The sequence below is a fragment of the Oceanibaculum sp. genome, from assembly GCF_022449305.1.
Classification (GTDB): domain Bacteria; phylum Pseudomonadota; class Alphaproteobacteria; order Oceanibaculales; family Oceanibaculaceae; genus Oceanibaculum; species Oceanibaculum indicum.
Genome location: NZ_JAKUSO010000032.1, coordinates 1 through 18,368, shown reverse-complemented (window position 1 = coordinate 18,368; position 18,368 = coordinate 1). Strand labels below are relative to the sequence as shown.

Genomic DNA, 18,368 nt, shown 5'->3' with positions numbered 1-18,368 from the left:
CTTTCGCATGCAGCCACCAGCGATACCCGCCGATGAGGAGTTCCGGCTGGCCGCCCTGCACGAGCTGCGCCTGCTGGACACGCCGCCGGAAGAGGCCTTCGAGAAGATCGTGACACTGGGCCAGGCGCTGTTCGATGTGCCGACCTGTCTGGTCAGCCTGATCGACGCAAACCGGCAGTGGTTCAAGGCCAGGGTCGGGCTTGGGGTGCCGGAGACCCCGCGTGAGGTCTCCTTCTGCGGGCATGCCATCCATGGCCGCGACGCCTTCGTCGTTCTGGATGCCAGCAGGGACGAGCGCTTCCATGACAACCCGGTCGTCACCGGGGCGCCGTACCTGCGCTTCTATGCCGGCGCGCCGGTCTGGCTGCCCAGCGGCTATGCCATCGGCACCGTCTGCCTGCTCTCGCCGGAGCCGCGTCAGTCCTTCGGAAGTCAGGAGCAGAAATTGCTGGCGTCGCTTGCCAGTCTGGCACTGGAGGCAGTCACCGCCCGCGCGCTGCGCCTGCAGCTGGACCGGGAAAGCCTGACCCGGCTGCGCTTCGAGGCGGTGCTGGACAGCATGTCAGCACCTGTCGCGCTGGCCGATGATGAGGGGGCGGTGCGTTCGCGCAATGCCGCCTTCACCGCACTGCCGATGCGGTTCCCGGAGGTGGCGTGGCTGGCGGAGGAGCCGATGCGGCTGCCGGCTGACCTGTTGTCCGCGCCGGAGCTGGATACCGAAGGCATGACATCGCTCACCCTGTCCGGCGCGGACGGCACATGCGTGCTGGACATCTACCGCGATGCCGGCGGCTATGCTGTGATTGGCCGCGCTTGAGGTTTGCGAGGGGGAGACGCCGGGGATGACGCTCGACCATTGGCTGATCTATCTGGTGGCAGCGTTCGGCCTGTCGCTGACGCCGGGGCCGAACGGGCTACTGGCGCTGACCCATGGCATGCGCTTCGGGCTGCGCCGGTCGGTCGCCACGCTGCTGGGCGGTGTCGCGGGCTTCCTGCTGCTGATCGCGGTATCGATGGCCGGGCTGGGGGCGCTGCTGGCGGCATCGGAACAGGCCTTCACCATTGCGAAATGGCTGGGCGCCGCCTATCTCGTCTATCTCGGCATTCGTACCTGGCGCGCCCCGGTGACCGCCCCGGTGCGGGCGGAGAACCTGCCGGATAGCGGCGGGCGGCGGGAAGGGCCGGCGGCGCTGTTTCTGCAAGGCTTTCTGGTCGCCACCTCGAACCCGAAGGCGCTGATCTTCTTCGCGGCCTTCCTGCCGCAATTCATGGTGCCCGGCGTGTCGCTGCCGTTGCAGTTCGTCATCCTGGGCGGCACCTTCGCGGTGGTGGAATTCCTCTACGAGCTGGTGCTGGCCGGCGCGGCGCAACGCATCGCGCCCTGGCTCTACCGTCACGGGAAAAAGGTGAACCGCGCGGCCGGCGCCACCTTCATCGGCATCGGTGGTGTGCTGGCGACGGCCAACCGCGCGGTGTGACCCTTCCCTAGAAGGTCGCCTTCAGCTTGACACAAGATAAATATTATATAAACCTAATTTACAATAGGTAAGTTTAATATCGTAAGAGCCATGCTTTGTGGAGGGGCATATGAAAATATGCGCGGCTATGGTTTTGATCTGTGTGATTTGCATCGTGACCCCTGCTCAATCCCAGGTTAAACAATCGGCGCGCTTTTATCCCGTTGATGTCGTCAGTGACGTTAATGTAATTTCATCTTTGCTCGCAAAAGATAGTCTTAACAATAACGATATAATTACAATTAGCGCGGTGAGTTGTGGGGCAATAAGAGTAGCCAAACTTGACTCTTTACCTAGTAATTTTGATGTTTTGATTAAGGATAATGGATATCCAGATCGCCAACAATTAAATTCACTATCTATAGAAGAATTCATCAATTTTGAAGAAGACTGGCTTCGTCGTTTCGGAGCTGCCGATGCGACGGTGGCTCTTCTGGAGTCATCTGTTGCGAAATCGCCTCAGTTTCCAAACGACATCAATGTAGGCCTCTTTTCTGAATGGATTACCGTCTTAGAAAGGGTTTCTTGTGATGTCAGAGCAAGAAAACCCTCCAACTCGGATGCCGTGGCTGGAGATAGAGAAAAAAAATATGCAGAAACCCTAGGAATGGCAGTATTTGGAATTGCTGTAATTGTAGTGGATGGCTTTGTTGTGGTTGAAACGGGCGGCTTAGGCACCTCTGTAATTGGTATGGCGTCAGGGGGGTGGGGCTGGAATCGTGTCGAAGAAGCATTTCCAATCATTATGGAGTTATGGGAATCCTTGTTTAATTAATATAGAGATTTCGCCGATAATTATTTATTTTTCAATAAAATATTTGGGGGTATGTATGTCTGCTATAAGAGATAAATTCTTTTGGCGAAGTTACGGCAAATTTTTCGTTGTTGCTGTAATTGGATTTGGAGTTACGCCATTTATTGGCCTTTCGTTGCAAACCAGTGTTGAGTTGACCGCTGGCGCAATCTTAAGTTTTCCAACTGCTTATGCGCTGATAGTAAAGAAAGATGGGGAGGGCAACTCATCGCGCCCTGGCTCTACCGCCACGGGAAAATGGTGAACCGCGCGGCCGGCGCCACCTTCATCGGCATCGGCGGCGTGCTGGCGACGGCCAACCGCGCGGTGTGATATCCCGCCGCCTGTTAATTACCCGTACCGAACCTCGATATCGGGGGCGAGCGCGGCCAGGAAGGACCGGGCGTCGAACAGCTCGCCGGGCGCGCGAACGCCGGTGGGTGGCTGGTTCGCTTCCAGCAGGCGAAGACAGGCGGTGACAATCAGGGGCGCCGACACGGCGTAGATATCCTGTCCGGCAGCCGTTGCACGGCGGGTTTCCCCCGATATTGTCGCACGGACATCCAGAACGAAGGATTGCGAGGACCGGCCACGGGAATCGACCGCTTCAGGGGCGGGGCTGTCCGCGGCCTTCAGGTCGGCGAGCGGCTTCAGGTTCATATAGCTGGTCATCGCGGCAGGCTTCAGATGCCGGGCGATCAGGATGATTTCGCTGAGCGGCACGCAGGTGACGGGCTGTGCCCCGAGCGGCGCGGGGAAATCCCAGTCGGTCGCGGGTGGCGGCGTGGGCACGGCGACCAGCTGATGGTCGCGCACGATCAAACGCTGATAAGTGTTCTTCCTGCCGGTCAGGCGCGTGCCCGATGTCGGGTGCCAGCTGTCCAGCCCCACCGCGATGTCGATCCGTTCGACAACCTCCGCCGGCCGAACCAGTGATGATGCGAGAAGGTCCGCCAGCCCGCCGAAGAAGGCATGGCGGGCAGGATGGTTATGCCAGCCGCGCGCGCCGGTGCGTCATAACGTTCGAACAGCCGTTGCGCGGTCACCTGTTCGGCGGCGAGGTCGAGATAGGGGATGCCGGCACGGATCGCCGCCTCCACGGCCGGTTCGGCGGTGTCGAGGAAGGGACCGGCGCAGTTGATCACGGCATCGGCTCCCGCCAGGGCGCGCGCCAGATCGTCCGGCTGCGAGAAATCGAGCACCGCGCAGGGCGTTTCCTCGCGCCCGATGGGCGTGAAATGGCTGCTGCGGGTGAAGGGCCGAACGGTCACGCCGCGCCGCTCCAGCTCCGCCACGACGAAGCGGCCGGTATGGCCGCCTGCCCCCAGCACCGCGATGGTTTTCCCGTCCATGAAAGTCACTTCCTTAATCGCTACCGATCAGTATCGAGATTGAAAATGACACTGATCGGTATCGCGGTCAATATCAGCGCATGGCGAAGGCAAATCCTGACGCAAGACAAGAAAGCCGGTCGGACCGGGTAAGGACGCAGATCTTGGAAACGGCCTCGGGGCTGTTCTATCGCAATGGCGTGCGCGCCGTCGGCATGGAGCAGATCGTGGCGGAGTCCGGCATCGCCAAGACGACGATCTACCGGCATTTCGAGACCAAGGACGCGCTGATCGAGGCCTTCCTGCAGAAGGAAGACGCGGAGTTCTGGGCGCAATGGGATGCGGTCGTCGGCGATGCGTCCGGCCTGGAGGCGCTGGACCGGCTGAGTCTGTGGATCGGCAATCGGGTGCGGCGCGACGGCTATCGCGGCTGTCCGCAGCTCAATCTGGCGGCGGAATATGCGGACGAAAGCCATCCGGCGCGCATCGTCGCGCGCGCCCACAAGGCGGAGATGTTCCGCCGGCTCTCCCTGCTCTGCGCCGGACAGGGAGGCACTGACGCCGACGAACAGGCCATGCGGATCGCGCTGTTCTTCGATGGCGTGTTCATGAGCGGCGGGCGCCTGAATGACAGGGACGCCCCGGAACTGGTCCGGCGCGCGGTACGCCGGCTGGCGGCCCCTTAGAGACTGGTCAGGACGCTCGCTGCAAAAGGGAGTGATCGGCCATGCTCCCCTCAGCCGGTGGCGGAGGCTTCGGTGAGTAGGCCAGGCAGGCTGACGCTCCTTGCCGCCTCATCAATGTCGCGGATCACATTGTCCGGCAGCTCGATGCCGCTGGCCGACAGGTCGGCCGCGCAGCGCGGATACCGGGAAGCAATGCGTCACGAGGCGTCTTCCTGCCATCCGTTCAGCTTGTCGTAGAGCAGGCCCAGCGCCGCATTGTCGAGATCGGCATGACCGGCATTGCACAGGCCGGTCATCAGCTGGTGGGCGAGGCCGGTCGCCGGCTGATAACGCCCGTAATGCGCGCCGACGGCGGTGGCGATGCCGAGGTCCTTCTTCATCAGCGCGGCGCGGAAGCCGCCCTGCAGCGTGCCCTCCAGATAGCGCAGCCCGTGGCCTTCCAGAACACCGCTGCGTCCGGTGCCGGTGGAAACCACCTCGCGCATCACCTTCGGGTCGATGCCGGCGGCGCGGGCGATGGCAACCGCCTCGCACACGCCCATCAGATTCACTGCCACCATCAACTGATTGCAGGCCTTTAGTGCCTGCCCGGCGCCCTGCGGACCGACATGGTGGATGTTCTTGCCCATCGCCGCGAAGGCGGGTTGCGCGCGCGCCACCACGGCTTCCTCGCCGCCGATCATGATGGTCAGCGTGCCCTCGTCCGCGCCCTTCTTGCCGCCGCTGATCGGCGCGTCCAGGAAATCGGCGCCCGCCTCTTTCAGGGAGGTGGCGATCTCCTGCGCCTCGAACGGGGCGATGGTCGAACAATCGACCAGCAGCCCACCCTGCCAGCCACCTGCCGCAAGCCCGTCCTCGCCCAACGCGATCTCGTACACGGCGGCGGCATCGGGCACGCAGGAGATCACCAGCTTGCAGGCAGCGGCCAGCGCCTTTGGTGTGGCAGCGGTCGAGGCACCCAGGCCCTTGAAGGTTTCCGCCTTCGCCGCGTCGCGGGTCCATACTGTCACGTCGAAGCCTGCCTTCAGCAGGTTGCGGGCCATGCCATTGCCCATCACGCCCAGGCCGATGAAACCGATTTTTTCAGCCATTCTCTAAATCCTCCAGTCAGGAAAATTGACGTCGGCGCGCCGAGCGGCGGCGCATCTCGCAGTGAAAGGTAAACCCCATCAGCGCGATGGCCAGCAGGATCAGGCCGGTGGCGATGGAACTCTCAGCGAAGATCATGACCGATCCTTCGGACTGGGTCAGCGCCACGCAGGGCATCAGGTAGATTTTCGGGGTGCGCAGCCTCGACGAGGCGCCGACCCTGCCTTCCTTCTGGGCGATGGTAACGGAGATGTTTCCGGCAAAGCCTGTGCTTGCTACCAACAGGGCAAGGTCCTGGCGGTAAGCACTTTGAGGCTTTCTTTGCTCCAGACGGGAAGAGCGCGCCCTCCTATCGGCGATAGAAGGGCGTGCCTGGTCAGGCGTAGAAGGCTTGGTCGATATCGGCGGTTGTGAGCTGTGTGATGCCGAGGAAGGTTAGGGTTGCGCCTGCGACCTCGATCACCACGCCGGTCTCCGTCACGGTCTGGCTGGCGATGGCCGCCTGCAGTTCCGCCAGCGTCGCATTCTCTACGGCGATATGGTCCGTGCCCTGCTGGAAGTCGGTCACGGTTGCGGTGAGGACGGCATCGGCGAAAGCCGCGTCATAGGCCCGCAGGATGAAGACATCCGCGCCGTCGCCGCCGGTCAGCGTGTCGTTGCCGAAGCCGGAATAGAGCACGTCATCGCCGGCCCCGCCGGTGATGGAATCATGGCCCTTGCCGCCGCGCAGCTCGTCATTGCCGGCGCCGCCCATGACCGTGTCGCCATTCATGCCGCCCAGCGCCCAGTTGGCACCGCCGCCGGTCAGGTCCAGCGTGTCGAAGCCGGTGCCGCCATCCAGGCTGTCATCGCCCAGGCCGCCGAAGACGGAGTCATTGCCCGCCCCGCCGAGCAGCGTGTCATTGCCGCCGGCCGAGCCCACCGTGTCGTCACCGGCACCGCCATCGATATAATCGTCATCCTCTCCCAGCATGATGTACTGGCTGTTCTCGTCCGCGACGACATAGTTCTGGCCAGCACCGCCGGTGATGGTGGCCGACCCCATGATCGAGGCGAACTCGATATTGTCGAGCTGCAGGTTGGTGCCCGAGGGCAGGCTGCGCAGGTCGATGACGAAGGCCTCCGACTGGGTGGACCCCTCCGCCGCACTGGTGCCGGTGATGATGATCGGCGAGGACAGCGAGGAGGCGGTGGTCGTCGGAATGATGGTCCGCACGTCCAGCGTGGTGGTCTGCGCGAGGTTGGTCAGATAGGTCTGCGCCCCACCGACCAGCTGCGTCTCCGAGGTGGACCCGCGTACCTGAATCGAGGTCACCAGGCTGGTCAGCGCGTCGGTCTTGGTCTGCGCCTGCGTCGGTCCTTCGGAACGGATGGTGGTGTTGCCCGGCAGGGTCGCGGTGACGACATTGCCGTTATTGTTGGTGTTCTGCACGATCGCGGCCGAGCCCGGGGTCGAGCCATTGTTGGTGATCGTCTCTGCCTGATTGCCGGTCCCGCCAGTGCCCGGCGTCGTCGGGGTCGTCGGCGTCACCACAATCGGCGGCGTCGCGGGCGTATCGGGTGCCGGGGTCATGACCGTGATGGTGAATTCCTGACCGTTCAGGGAGGCGTCGTCGTCATCCGCCAGGTCGAAGCTGAAGCCGAAGCTGCCGGAGGTCGTGCCGGCCTTGAAGCTCAGCTTGCCATCGTCGATGTCCTGCTGGGTGAAGTGATCGCCCTCGGCCAGGGTGACGCCGCTCAGCAGCAGGTCGCCGCCTTCGGGGTCGAATTCCAACGTGTAGGTGAGGTCCGCCCCGTCATCATCCTGGTCGCCCTCGTTCAGCATCGCGGTGGTGATCTTCACCGTCTGGCCGGTCTCGACGCTGGCCCCCTTGTTGGCCGCCAGGGTCGGCGCGTCATTGTCGTCGGTCACGGTGATGGTGACGTCCTGTGCGCTGCTGGTCAGCGTGCCGTCCGAGGCCGTGACCTTGATGTCATAGACATTGTTCTTGCCGTCATCGGACGGGTTCTCGAAGTCCGGGGCGGTCTTGAAGGTGATGGCGCCGGTCTTGCCATCAATGTTGAACAGCGCGGCATCCGCCCCGCCGGAGATGGCGAAGGTCAGCGTGTCGCCCGTATCCGGGTCGCTGCCGGTCACCGTATAGACGGTGCCGAGGTTATTTTCCGCGACAGTGGCGGTGGTCAGCTTGTCGTTGACCGAAGGTGCGTCGTTCACCGCCTTCACCGTGACCGAGATGGTCTGCGCGGTGCTGGTGATGTTCTGGTCGTCGGTTGCCGTGACCGTGACGGTGCGCACCGTTTCCGGCACCGGCGCATCGGAGGTGTTCGTGTATTGCAGCGCCTTCAGCAGGGCTGTGTAGGAGGCCAGCGACCCGGACCCGGACAGGCTGATCGTCGCGCTGTCGGTGTAGGTGATGGTGATGCCGTTCGCGACATCGCCATTGGAATAACCGTCCAGCGAAACCCCTTCCAGGCTGCCGACCTGCGCATTGGTCAGGCTGATATCCAGCTTCAGGAGGTTGGTGCTGTCGAGGTCCGAGATGCTGGCATTCGGCACCAGGGTCAGGGCGTTGCCATTCTCGGTGAACTCAGTGCTGGCGCCCGTACCGGCATCGCCGCCATTCAGATCGACAAGGGCAGGCTCATTGGCATCGGTCACTGTGATTGCCACCGCCTTCGCCGAGCTGGTCAGGGTACCGTCCGAGGCCGTGACCTCAATGTCATAGACGTTGTTTCCGCCGTCGTCGGCCGGGTTCTCGAAGTCCGGTACGGTCTTGAAGGTGATAGCGCCGGTCTTGCTGTCGATATCGAACAGCGCGGCATCCGCCCCGCCGGAGATGGCGAAGGTCAGCGTGTCGCCGGTATCCGGGTCGCTGCCCGTCACCGTATAGGCGGTGCCGGTGCCATTCTCCGCAAAGCTGGCGGTCGCGCCGGACGTCACCGTCGGCGCGTCGTTCTCGCCGGTGATGCTGATCGCGACATATTCGACATTAAAAGAAAAGGCCGTCGGACCGCTGACTACAGCCGTGCTGGCCGTCGCCCCGTTCGAGCCGCTGGTCTGGTCCCAGGCGCGGAAGGTGATGGCGTCGCTGATCTCGCCTTCAACATTCTCGTTCGGCCGGAAATAGAGCAGCGCATCCCCATTCAGCAACAGGCTGTCCGAATTGCCGGGTGTACCGGCCGAGGCCCAGGTCGCACCCGAATCGATCGAATAATAGAGGGTACCCTGCGTGCTGACGCCGATAACCGCAATGCCGGCGACAGCGCCGCTGTCGGCATCGGTCACGGCACCGGTCAGCAGGCTGGCGACCGTCACGCTGTTCGCCGTGTTGCCATTGGTCGGCGCGGGCAGATCCTCCGCTGCCGTGCCGAAGCTGGGCGATTTGCTATTGTCTAGCACCGGCGCGTCGTTCACGGCGGTGATGTTGATCTTCACCTGCTTGTCAGCGGCAAGGCCGAGCGTGCCGTCGGTCGCGCTGATGGTCAGCGTCGCGGCCTCATTCCCGCTGGCATTGGTGGCACCGGTATATTTGATGTTGCTGGCGTTATCGAGGTAGGAGTTGATGTCGCCCGCTGTTCCGTACAGCGTGATGGTCTTCGAATCGGGCAGAAGAGTCTCGGTGACACTGCTGTCCGCCCCGTCGGCCAGCGTACTGAAGCTGCCGGCATCCACCTTCAGCGTGACGGTGATGTGGTCGTCATCCACATCCTCGAAAGTGAGGCTGGAGAGATCGACATTGCTTTCCGCATCCTCGGTGACGGTCAGCGTGGCCGGTTCGCCCGACACTGTCGGCGCGTCGTTCACCGCGGTGATGTTGATCTTGACCTGCGGGTTCGAGGACAGGTTGTTCGTGCCGTCGCTGGCACTGACCGTGATCGTCGCCGCATTGTTGCCGGCGATATTGGTGCCGCCCGTATAGTTGATGTTGGATGCGGTATCCAGATAGGTGTTGATGTCTGCCGCCTTGCCAACCAGCGTGATGGTCTTGGCATTGACCAGCGTTTCGGTGACACCTGCCCCGACAGCGGCCCCATCAACTGGCGTACTGAAACTGCCGGAAGTCACCGACAGGGTGACCGTCAGCGTGTCGCCATCGCTGTCCGCGAAACTCAGGGCCGACAGATCGACAGTGCCCGCCGTATCCTCGGTGACGGTGATCGTGCCTGACGTGCCGGTAACGGTTGGCGCCGCGTTCAGGCTGGTCTGGAAGATAAAGTCGTCGAGGGCAAGTTCAGCGCCGCCGCCACCTGGGGCAGTGGAAATTTTAATTCCATATGCCTCGGCATTGCTGAATGTATATGTCTTGAAATTCCCTGGATCAGTGACGTCCCCGTTTGTAATGTTGTCGATATTTTTACTGCTTCCATCTATTGGATCGCCACTGGAATCCAGCAACACAATTGTCGGGGTTCCGTAATCATTAGCGCTTATTTTCAATGATGTAACATAGAATACAATATTCCCCGGTCGAGATATTGTTAAAGAAAATCCCTGATCACCTGGATCAAATATATCGTCGATATAAATATAATCGCCGATGGTGAAATTTTCATTATTAGAAAGGCTTCCAGCTGTATACAGCATCGCTACGCCATCGTCTGTGACGGTGATGCTGGGGCTGCTTCCGCTCGTGCTTTCCCCTTCAAAATCATGCGTCACCAGTACGGCGCGGAACTCGCCGGCCAGTCCGGCGGCGAAGGGCATCGGCACGGGCTGCGCAAGATCACGGCGGAACAGCGTCCAGTCGCCGCCGAGGTCAGCATGGCCGACGGGACTCTCCGTGGCAGCAACCGCACGGCCGGTCAGTGCCTCCAGACGGTCCAGCAGGGCAGCACCCTCAGCACCCGCCGCGACACGGCAGCCATAGAGAGAGATTAGCCCGTCCGGCGCCAGAGCGGCGCCGATGGCGGCCAGCGCATCGGTGCGCGTGTCAAGCAGGTCTGCTGTCAGCGGCGTCGCGCCCAGATACAGCGCGCCCGGCGCGCCATGCGAGACTAGCATCAGATTGTCGATGCCCGCCGCACCAAACAGCCGGGCGGTAATATGGGTCAGCGCGTCTTCCTGCACGCCAATGCGCGACACCAGCGCGCCGTGCGGCAGGTGCCGCAACAGGGTTTCGGTCTGTGGCACGCGCGAATCGACGAAAATCAGGCTGGTCACCGCTCTGCCCTCAATCAATCTAGTGAATTCAATGCATGTCTATTTGACGATCGTTAAAATAACCTTTAGATCGAACAAAGCAAATGAAATATAAAACTTACGAATTCTATAAAATCTGACCAATTCTGACAGAATTGTAATAAATTTGTACTGTGGAGACGGTGCATGACTTCTTATATCGGTGAAATAAGGTGGTTTCCCTTTGACTATGAGGTCCAGGGATGGGCGATCTGCGATGGCCGCAAATTGACCATCAACGAGGACACGCAAGCCTTGTTTGTCCTTATCGGTAACTATTTCGGCGGAGACGGGCGTACCACCTTCGCTCTGCCGGATTTGCGGGGGCGTACCATTGCGGGGATTAACAACAATCCGCCCCAGTATCTGGGAACGCTTTTCGGTTTCGAGAGTGTTCTGCTCTCTGAAAAGCAGATGCCGACGCACAGCCACGATGCCAGGTCGGTCAGTGCCGCTGGTAACCGGCTGACGGCGAATGGGGCAATCCCTGCCGGCACGACCTTCAATCTTTACGGCGGGGGCAGCACGGTCCCACTCAGCACCCAGATGGTGGGCTTTGCCGGCTATGGCCAGCCGCATGACAATATGCAGCCCTTTCTCGTGCTGAATGCCTGCATCTGCTACCAGGGCGCCTTTCCGACCAGGCAGGCCACATCGGAAAACGAAGGAGAAGCCTCATGAGCGCGCCTGGCGATTCACCCCAGATCGAATGCTACAATGGCGAAATCCGGCTGTTCGCCGGTAGTTGGGCGCCGAGAGGCTGGGAAATCTGCGATGGCACCCAGCCCGAACCCTATCAGATATTCCTGGCGCCCGATCTGCAGGGGCGCGTGCCGATTGGCCAGGGGCAGGGGCCGGGTCTCTCGCCGCGCAATTTTGGCGATATAGGCGGTTCAGAAACAGTGTCGCTGACCCTGCCGCAGATGCCCAACCATACGCATGATGCCTTTGCGGGGGGCAGTGCCGCCTATTTCAGTAATCCGAACCGTTATATGTGGGCGGCGCAGAACAGTGCCGGCATCGCTGGCCCCTACGCCTGGCCAAACTCTAGCTCCACGCCGACACTGTTCGATCCGGGCTTTCTGGCAACAGTCGGCGGCAGCGGCGGCAATACCGCCGACGCACATGAGAATATGATGCCGACCATGGCGCTGAACTACATCCAGGCGCAGAATGGAAATTTCCCTGAGCGCTATGACGGCGATGTCGTGTGCAAGGTCTTCGGGTCGCTTGACGACGCCTATGTCGGGGAAGTCCGTCTTGCCTGTCTGCCCTTCACGCCGGATGGCTGGTTGCCCTGCGATGGCCGTCTGCTGCCAATGCCAGCGTCGAACGATGATCCCTATGTGCTGCTTTTCACGATACTGGGCTGGAATTTCGGCGGCAGCGTCAATGACAAGACATTCGGCATCCCCAATCTGGGTTCCATGGCGGTGATGGGTATTGGCCAGGGGCCGGGCCTCAGCAACCGGACGCTGGGCCAGACGGCAGGCGACGCGAGCGTTACGCTGCAGACGAACGAGCTGCCGCCGCATTCGCACAGCTATACCGGCTATGTTCCGCCGGATCCGGGCGATCTGTTGCCGGGCCCGCAGCGCGGCGTCGCCCTGGCCTACAGCCCGGGGCAGCGGCTTTTTTCCAATGCCGATCCGGATGGCAGTATGGCGCCGCAATCCATCGGCGAAATGGGCGGCGGGGAGGCGCATGAGAACCGGCAGCCCGGCCTGACGCTCGCTTATTTCATCTGCTACAAGGGCGTGTACCCGATGCGCAGCAGCCAGGAGCATGAAAGCGAGGCCGCCGCGATCGAAGCCGCCCTGGCAGCAGCGGGATTAAAGGCTGGCTGAAGCCTGTCAGTGCCGGTTGCCCAGGGCCGGGCGCCATGAAGCGCGCGTCCTGGGCAACGCTCTGGTCAGCCAGTTTGCCGTTATGGTCTGAATGACGGGGAAAATGGCGCACCCGACAGGATTCGAACCTGTGACCTCTGCCTTCGGAGGGCAGCACTCTATCCAGCTGAGCTACGGGTGCATCCGGTGCCGGCCTCGCGAAGCACAGGGCGAAGCGCGGGCGGCCATCGTTTTGCGAGGCGCACCATAGGCGAAACCGCGGGGCGATGCAAATAGGGAAGCGCGGCCCTGGTCACGAAGCCGGCGCGGCAAGCCGCTTCGGGTCGCACAGGCCGTCCGGCCAGGCGCCGGGCGCCTCGCTGCCGGAGGGTAGCGGCGCCTTCGCATCGTCCAGCCAAGCCAGGATATCGCGCAGCACGAGAGGGCCGTTCAGGTCGCGCAGCAGCATGTGCCAGCCCTCGGGGTAGAGCGCCATGCGCGGCTGCTGCGGCACCTGCGCCCAGTCGCGGTCGAGCAGCCGGCACAGCGGCCCGGCCGGGACGATCTGGTCGTGCCGTCCATAGAGGATGAGGCTGGGTATAGTGGCAGGCGGGCCGGCCTCCAGCGCTGCGTCCATCAGGTTCACCAGACCCCAGATCGCCTCGATCCGCGTCTCCTTCACCACCAGCGGGTCGCGGCCCAGCCGGCGCAGCATGTCGAGATGGTCGGAGGCCCAGCGTTTCAGCCCGCGCCCGGTCAGGGTCATCCAGGGCACGGTATGCGCCCCCAGCCAGAGGGCTGCCCGCTGATAGAACGGCATGGTGGCGCGCCCCCAGACGGCTGGCGCGACGAGCACGGCGCGGTCTGCCGATGGCGGGATCGGCTGGGCCAGCGCGGACAGCACGACGGCGCCGCCCATGCTCACCCCCAGCAGCGTGACCGGCCTGCCCGGATATTGCGCGCGCACCAGCTCCGTCATCTGCGACAGGTCGGTGGTCATGCGCCCGACTCCGCTCCAGCTGCCGGGATGCGGATTCAGGCCGAAGCCGCGCTGGTCATAGGCAAAGACCGCCTGGCCGGATGCCGCCAGCAGCGGCCCGGCAGCGGCGAAGGCATTGCGGTAATCGTTGAAGCCATGCAGAGCGACGATCACGCCTTCGACCGGGCGGAGGGTCGGCCGCCACTGCACATAGGGCAGTTCCACTCCGTCGGACATTCGGGCGGCACCATGCGTCTCTGCGACGGCCAGCGTATGCGGCGGCGCCAGCGTGTGCTTCGTGCCGCTGGCGGGTTCGGGCAGCGACAGCAGGGCCGGCGTCGCCTGGACCATATCGGACGGCGGAATGCCGATGGCGGGGATGCAGCCCGGCGCCATCACGCCCAGCCCCATCGCAAACAGCAGGAGCAGCGCCGATGCCCGCATGATGCGCCGTCGCCCCGGCATCATCCTGGCCCCCTGGCCCCTTATGCCGCCGTGGCCGGCTTGCGCTGCCGGTCCTGCCCGCTGCTGGCATTCCCGCTAGCAGTCAGCTGCAGGAAGATATCCTCAAGGTCGGTCTCCTCGGTGGAGAGGTCGGCGACGGACAGTCTGCTGGCGGCCAACGCGTCGAGGATATCGCCGATGCGGGTGCGGCTCGGGCGGTATTGCAGGACCAGCAGCCGGCCGCCTTGCTGCAGTTCCGGCTCGAAGGGGCTGAGCGCCGGCGGGACCGCCGCGACCGGTTCGGTCAGGGTGATCTTCAGCGTCTTGCCGTCGATTCGGCGCAGCAGTGTTTCCTTGCTCTCGCAGGCGACCAGCTTGCCATGATTGATGATGGCGATGCGGTCGCACAGCTCCTCGGCCTCTTCCAGGTAATGCGTGGTGATGACCACCGTCACCCCTTCGCGGTTCAGCTTGCGCACCTCGTTCCACAGCTGCTGGCGCAGCTCGATATCGACGCCGGCGGTCGGTTCGTCCAGCACCAGCACCGGCGGGTTGTGCACCATCGCCTTGCCGACCAGCAGCCGCCGGCGCATGCCACCCGACAGGCTGCGCGCATAGGCGTCCGCCTTGTCGGTCAGGCCGATGCGGGCCAGGATCTCGTCGGTGCGGCGCTCAGATTTCGGCACGCCATACATGCCGGCCTGGATGTCCAGTGCCTCGCGCGCGGTGAAGAAGGCGTCGAGGTTCAGCTCCTGCGGCACCACCCCGATGGCGCTGGCGGCCTGGCGAGGATGGGCGTCGATATCGATGCCCCAGATGCGCGCGCTGCCCTCGGTCTTGCGCACCAGCCCGGCCAGGATGTTGATCAGCGTCGATTTGCCCGCGCCGTTCGGCCCCAGCAGGGCGAAAAGGCTGCCGCGCGGCACCGCGAGATCGACATGGTCGAGCGCCAGCTTCTCGCCGGATTTGCCGCGGTAGAGCTTGGTGAGGCCCGATATCTCGATAGCGTTTTCGGGCTGGACAGGGGTGTTGCGGTCGGCGAAAGCCGTCATGGAACCACTCGACAGTTGATCGCGGGGCGGCAATGGGTATCATCCGCCGAGCGAATGGGCAAATCATCGGGCCTTAGCCAGGCCTCGGAGTAGGCGGAACATGAACATGGCGACGACCATGCAGCCTGTCGAGACCATCGACGTAACGGAAACGCGCGTGGCCTGCGATGGCGGCGGCGGTGCGCTGGGCCATCCGCGGGTCTTTCTCAATCTGGGGGCCGACGGCAAGGTCGATTGCCCCTATTGCGGCCGCCGCTTCCAGATGAAGCCGGGCGCCAAGCCGTCCGCCGGCCACTGAGCTAAAGCGTAAGCCAATAGGCTAGAAGCCTGCGGTCGCGCAGAACGCGACCCAGAGCTGCTGCAGCAACGCGCTTTCCGCGGCATAGGGCAGGGCGAACAGCCCGATCACGGCAAAGACCAGAAACACGGAGAACTGCACCAGCGCGGTCGTCGAGATGCGCTGCTTGGGGTGTTCCGTGCCGTCCGTGCCCTTGCTCATGGCCTATAGATTAGCATCGTTGGGTGGAATTCAAAGGCCAGTAACGGGCCGGCGCAGCCGGATGACGCCACGCACCTCGTCGGGCGCCACCGGCTTGCCCTTGCGCAGGATCTCGATCTCCCCGGCCTCGGCCATCTGGACGGCGACGCGCCGTGTCTCCGTCATGAAGCGGTTCCAGTCCTCCGGGCGCACCGCCCGCGCCGCCTCCGACGGGCATATCGACTTGCCCGGCCCGCGTGCCGCCGTCAGGGCCAGGATTTCCGCGCGCAATTGCCCCCGCAGATCCTTCGCTTCGGTCATGCCGCTTCCTCCTGTCGCCGCCGTAACATGATTCCAGTATAGTCCGTGCCATGACCGGATCGATCGACTCTCTTTTCGTCGCCGCCGTGACCTTTGTCGCCGCCCATTTCCTGCTGGCCAGCCAGCCGGTGCGCGCGGGCGTGGTGCGGGCCATCGGCGAGCTTGGCTTCATGATCGCCTATTCCGGCATCTCGACGGTGCTGTTCGTCTGGATGCTAGCTGCCTATGGCAATGCGCCCTATGCCGATGTCTGGTATCCGGCCGCCTGGACCCGGCATGTCGTCTTCACCATCATGCCGTTCTCCGTCCTGCTGGTGGTGCTGGGCTACCTCACCCCGAACCCGACGGCAGTCGGCGGAGAGCGCGCCTTCGAGGCGCCCGATCCCGCGCCCGGCATCTTCCGTGTCACCCGGCATCCGGTGATGTGGGGCATCGGCCTGTGGGCGCTGGCGCATCTGCTGGCGAATGGCGATCAGGCCAGCATCGTGCTGTTCGGCGCGCTCGCCATCCTGGCCTTTGGCGGCATGCTGGCGGTCGATTCCAAGCGGGCGCGGAAGATGGGTGCGAAATGGGGCCCGCTGGCGATGACCACCTCCATCATCCCCTTCATGGCGATTCTGGAAGGGCGCGCGCGCTTCGACTGGCCGGGCATCGGCTGGCGCCGCCTTGGCATCGCGCTGGCCGTGTTTCTGCTTCTGATGCTGGGGCACCCCTATTTCGCCGGGGTGGCGCTGCTGCATTAAGTCAGCGGTACGGCCGTGCGGGTGACCGGCGGGTCGCCGTCCGGAGCATTCCGCGGCACGGGGTCGAAACGGTAGAGCGTCGCACCGAAGATGAAGCGCGGTGCGCCCTCCCCATCCAGCAGCGGCAGGACCAGCCTTTCGCCGGTCGCGGACAGACCGTATTCGCTCATCCGATAGACGAAGCCGTGCATATGCAGGATCGTCGGGGCGCCGCCATCGAGACCCAGCACCTCGCGGTAAAAGGGCTGGATGCGGGCAAGCGCCTGCGGCGACAGGAATTCATCGATATAGCGCCCGAAGGAGATGCCGGGATGCACCCGCCGGATTTCCTCGCCGGACAGCCGGTAGAGGAACCGGTCCGGCGCCGCCTCGTACTGCACCAGCCAGACATTGGGCAGCAGCCTCGGGAAATCTACCGGGTCGATATCGGCGCGGTAGGGGATCGGCCTGTCACCGCGCTTGCTCTGCCAATAATCGGCAAGCCGCGCCAGGCGCGGGTCCTGTATATGGCTGAGATCGATGATGTCGGCGCGATACATGGGTGTCAGCGCCCCAAAGGCTGGCCGATCCGGCCTGCCATCGTGAAATGGCGGGCCCGGCTTCCCGTCGGTAAGAGAATGCCGGGCCTGCCTTTCATGGTCAGCCGCGGGCGTTCTTGGCGAGGCGCAGGCGCAGCGCGTTCAGCTTGATGAAGCCCTGGGCGTCGCGCTGGTCATAGACCGTGTCTTCCTCGAAGGTGACATGCGCGGCGCTGTACAGGCTGTGCGGCGACTTACGCCCGACCACATCGACATTGCCCTTGTAGAGCTTCAGCCGGACGGTGCCGCTGACATATTTCTGCGAGGCGTCGATGGCGGCCTGGATCATCTCGCGCTCCGGCGAGAACCAGTAGCCATTGTAGATCAGCTCGGCATAGCGCGGCATCAGCTCGTCCTTCAGATGCGCCTGGCCGCGATCCAGCGTGATCTGTTCGATGCCGCGATGGGCCGCCAGCAGGATGGTGCCGCCCGGCGTCTCGTAGATGCCGCGCGACTTCATGCCGACATAGCGGTTCTCGACCAGGTCGAGGCGGCCGATGCCGTTCTTGCCGCCCAGCTCGTTCAGCTTGGTCAGCAGCTCGGCCGGGCTCAGCTTCACGCCATCGACGGCGACCGCGTCGCCCTTCTCGAACTCGACCTCGATATAGGTCGGCTGGTCCGGGGCCTTCTCCGGATCGACGGTGCGGGAATAGACATAGTCAGGCGCTTCCTGCCACGGGTCTTCCAGCACCTTGCCCTCGGCGGAGATGTGCAGCAGGTTCGCATCGACCGAGAAGGGCGCCTCGCCGCGCTTGTCCTTGGCGATGGGAATCTGGTTCTTCTCGGCATAGTCGATCAGCTTGGTGCGGGAGTTCAGGTCCCATTCGCGCCAAGGCGCGATCACCTTGATGTCCGGCTTCAGCGCGTAATAGGACAGTTCGAAGCGCACCTGGTCGTTGCCCTTGCCGGTGGCGCCGTGGGCGACTGCATCGGCGCCGACCTGTTCGGCGATCTCGATCTGGCGCTTGGAGATCAGCGGCCGGGCGATCGAGGTGCCCAGCAGGTAGAGGCCTTCGTACAGGGCATTGGCGCGGAACATCGGGAAGACGAAGTCGCGCACGAATTCCTCGCGCAGATCGTCGATGAAGATCTCTTTGACGCCGGCGGCCTCGGCCTTCTTGCGCGCCGGTTCGAGCTCTTCGCCCTGGCCGAGATCGGCGGTGAACGTGACAACCTCGCAGCCGTAGGTTTCCTGCAGCCACTTGAGAATGACCGAGGTGTCGAGCCCGCCCGAATAGGCCAGCACGATCTTTTTGACGCCTTTCGATGCGGATTCCGCCATTTGCGGTCTCTCTTCTTGGGATTGCGTGCGCAGTATAGGAATTGCCGGCAAGCTCACAAGGGCTTCGACG

20 protein-coding genes and 1 tRNA gene are annotated in these 18,368 nt (G+C 63.3%); 9 read left to right on the top strand and 12 right to left on the bottom strand.

Annotation, left to right across the window (positions count from 1 at the left end; genetic code table 11):
* The first annotated feature begins 7 nt into the window (after positions 1-7).
* The 4 genes from MK313_RS11050 to MK313_RS11035 all read left to right on the top strand — a co-directional run bounded on the left by MK313_RS11050 (position 8) and on the right by MK313_RS11035 (position 2,575).
* On the top strand, positions 8-817 hold the full coding sequence (locus MK313_RS11050) for a GAF domain-containing protein (RefSeq protein ID WP_287781571.1): 810 nt from the start codon (positions 8-10) through the stop codon (positions 815-817).
* 25 nt (positions 818-842) lie between these two features.
* A complete protein-coding gene (locus tag MK313_RS11045) occupies positions 843-1,478 on the top strand; it encodes a LysE family translocator (RefSeq protein WP_287781569.1) in 636 nt (211 codons plus the stop codon).
* A 154-nt stretch (positions 1,479-1,632) separates the two neighbouring features.
* Positions 1,633-2,292: a hypothetical protein gene (locus MK313_RS11040; protein WP_287781567.1), complete on the top strand. Its 660-nt coding sequence runs from the start codon at positions 1,633-1,635 to the stop codon at positions 2,290-2,292.
* Positions 2,237-2,575, top strand: coding sequence for a hypothetical protein (locus MK313_RS11035; protein ID WP_287781565.1), 339 nt, complete (start codon positions 2,237-2,239; stop codon positions 2,573-2,575). Before MK313_RS11040 ends, MK313_RS11035 begins: the two co-directional genes overlap by 56 nt.
* Positions 2,576-2,661: 86 nt before the next feature.
* On the opposite strand, the gene MK313_RS11030 is transcribed toward MK313_RS11035, so the two are convergent.
* The gene (locus MK313_RS11030) at positions 2,662-3,201 is read right to left on the bottom strand and encodes a hypothetical protein (RefSeq protein ID WP_287781563.1); all 540 of its coding nucleotides are present in this window, start codon (positions 3,199-3,201) and stop codon (positions 2,662-2,664) included.
* Positions 3,159-3,662, bottom strand: coding sequence for a saccharopine dehydrogenase NADP-binding domain-containing protein (locus MK313_RS11025; RefSeq protein WP_287781561.1), 504 nt, complete (start codon positions 3,660-3,662; stop codon positions 3,159-3,161). Before MK313_RS11025 ends, MK313_RS11030 begins: the two co-directional genes overlap by 43 nt.
* 143 nt (positions 3,663-3,805) lie before the next feature.
* On the opposite strand from MK313_RS11025, the gene MK313_RS11020 reads away from it, so the two are divergent.
* On the top strand, positions 3,806-4,327 hold the full coding sequence (locus tag MK313_RS11020; protein WP_287781559.1) for a TetR/AcrR family transcriptional regulator: 522 nt from the start codon (positions 3,806-3,808) through the stop codon (positions 4,325-4,327).
* Positions 4,328-4,524: 197 nt separating this feature from the next.
* Here MK313_RS11020 and MK313_RS11015 read toward each other — a convergent pair whose 3' ends face one another.
* The 3 genes from MK313_RS11015 to MK313_RS11005 all read right to left on the bottom strand — a co-directional run bounded on the left by MK313_RS11015 (position 4,525) and on the right by MK313_RS11005 (position 10,577).
* Positions 4,525-5,418, bottom strand: a complete 894-nt coding sequence (locus MK313_RS11015) for an NAD(P)-dependent oxidoreductase (RefSeq protein ID WP_287781557.1) — start codon at positions 5,416-5,418, stop codon at positions 4,525-4,527.
* A gap of 16 nt (positions 5,419-5,434) precedes the next feature.
* Positions 5,435-5,698: a hypothetical protein gene (locus tag MK313_RS11010; protein ID WP_287781556.1), complete on the bottom strand. Its 264-nt coding sequence runs from the start codon at positions 5,696-5,698 to the stop codon at positions 5,435-5,437.
* A 94-nt stretch (positions 5,699-5,792) separates the two neighbouring features.
* Positions 5,793-10,577: a DUF4347 domain-containing protein gene (locus tag MK313_RS11005; RefSeq protein WP_287781554.1), complete on the bottom strand. Its 4,785-nt coding sequence runs from the start codon at positions 10,575-10,577 to the stop codon at positions 5,793-5,795.
* Between the two features lie 165 nt (positions 10,578-10,742).
* Between MK313_RS11005 and MK313_RS11000 the strand changes: the two genes are divergently transcribed.
* Positions 10,743-11,276, top strand: a complete 534-nt coding sequence (locus MK313_RS11000; RefSeq protein ID WP_287781552.1) for a phage tail protein — start codon at positions 10,743-10,745, stop codon at positions 11,274-11,276.
* Positions 11,273-12,442, top strand: a complete 1,170-nt coding sequence (locus MK313_RS10995) for a phage tail protein (RefSeq protein ID WP_287781550.1) — start codon at positions 11,273-11,275, stop codon at positions 12,440-12,442. Before MK313_RS11000 ends, MK313_RS10995 begins: the two co-directional genes overlap by 4 nt.
* A gap of 104 nt (positions 12,443-12,546) precedes the next feature.
* Here the strand turns inward: MK313_RS10995 and MK313_RS10990 are convergent.
* The 3 genes from MK313_RS10990 to MK313_RS10980 all read right to left on the bottom strand — a co-directional run bounded on the left by MK313_RS10990 (position 12,547) and on the right by MK313_RS10980 (position 14,896).
* Positions 12,547-12,623 (bottom strand) — tRNA-Arg (locus tag MK313_RS10990).
* Between the two features lie 111 nt (positions 12,624-12,734).
* Entirely contained in the window at positions 12,735-13,868 is a 1,134-nt protein-coding gene (locus MK313_RS10985; RefSeq protein WP_287781548.1) for an alpha/beta hydrolase, read from the bottom strand.
* A 17-nt stretch (positions 13,869-13,885) separates the two neighbouring features.
* Positions 13,886-14,896 carry an ABC transporter ATP-binding protein gene (locus tag MK313_RS10980; RefSeq protein ID WP_287781546.1) on the bottom strand — a complete coding sequence of 337 codons (1,011 nt, stop codon included), beginning with the start codon at positions 14,894-14,896 and terminating at the stop codon, positions 13,886-13,888.
* A 100-nt stretch (positions 14,897-14,996) separates the two neighbouring features.
* Between MK313_RS10980 and MK313_RS10975 the strand changes: the two genes are divergently transcribed.
* Positions 14,997-15,194, top strand: coding sequence for a zinc-finger domain-containing protein (locus MK313_RS10975; protein WP_008945882.1), 198 nt, complete (start codon positions 14,997-14,999; stop codon positions 15,192-15,194).
* Between the two features lie 21 nt (positions 15,195-15,215).
* Here MK313_RS10975 and MK313_RS10970 read toward each other — a convergent pair whose 3' ends face one another.
* Together MK313_RS10970 and MK313_RS10965 are read right to left on the bottom strand one after the other, a co-directional pair.
* The gene (locus tag MK313_RS10970; protein WP_287781543.1) at positions 15,216-15,395 is read right to left on the bottom strand and encodes a DUF2644 domain-containing protein; all 180 of its coding nucleotides are present in this window, start codon (positions 15,393-15,395) and stop codon (positions 15,216-15,218) included.
* Positions 15,396-15,425: 30 nt separating this feature from the next.
* Positions 15,426-15,695, bottom strand: coding sequence for a DUF3253 domain-containing protein (locus MK313_RS10965; protein ID WP_287781542.1), 270 nt, complete (start codon positions 15,693-15,695; stop codon positions 15,426-15,428).
* 50 nt (positions 15,696-15,745) lie between these two features.
* Here MK313_RS10965 and MK313_RS10960 point away from each other — a divergent pair, with 50 nt between their 5' ends.
* The gene (locus tag MK313_RS10960) at positions 15,746-16,438 is read left to right on the top strand and encodes an NnrU family protein (RefSeq protein WP_121220779.1); all 693 of its coding nucleotides are present in this window, start codon (positions 15,746-15,748) and stop codon (positions 16,436-16,438) included.
* On the opposite strand, the gene MK313_RS10955 is transcribed toward MK313_RS10960, so the two are convergent.
* On the bottom strand, positions 16,435-16,977 hold the full coding sequence (locus MK313_RS10955; RefSeq protein ID WP_121220777.1) for a PAS domain-containing protein: 543 nt from the start codon (positions 16,975-16,977) through the stop codon (positions 16,435-16,437). The genes MK313_RS10960 and MK313_RS10955 overlap by 4 nt on opposite strands.
* 100 nt (positions 16,978-17,077) lie before the next feature.
* On the bottom strand, positions 17,078-18,298 hold the full coding sequence (locus MK313_RS10950) for an argininosuccinate synthase (protein ID WP_287781541.1): 1,221 nt from the start codon (positions 18,296-18,298) through the stop codon (positions 17,078-17,080).
* Positions 18,299-18,368 lie beyond the last annotated feature (70 nt).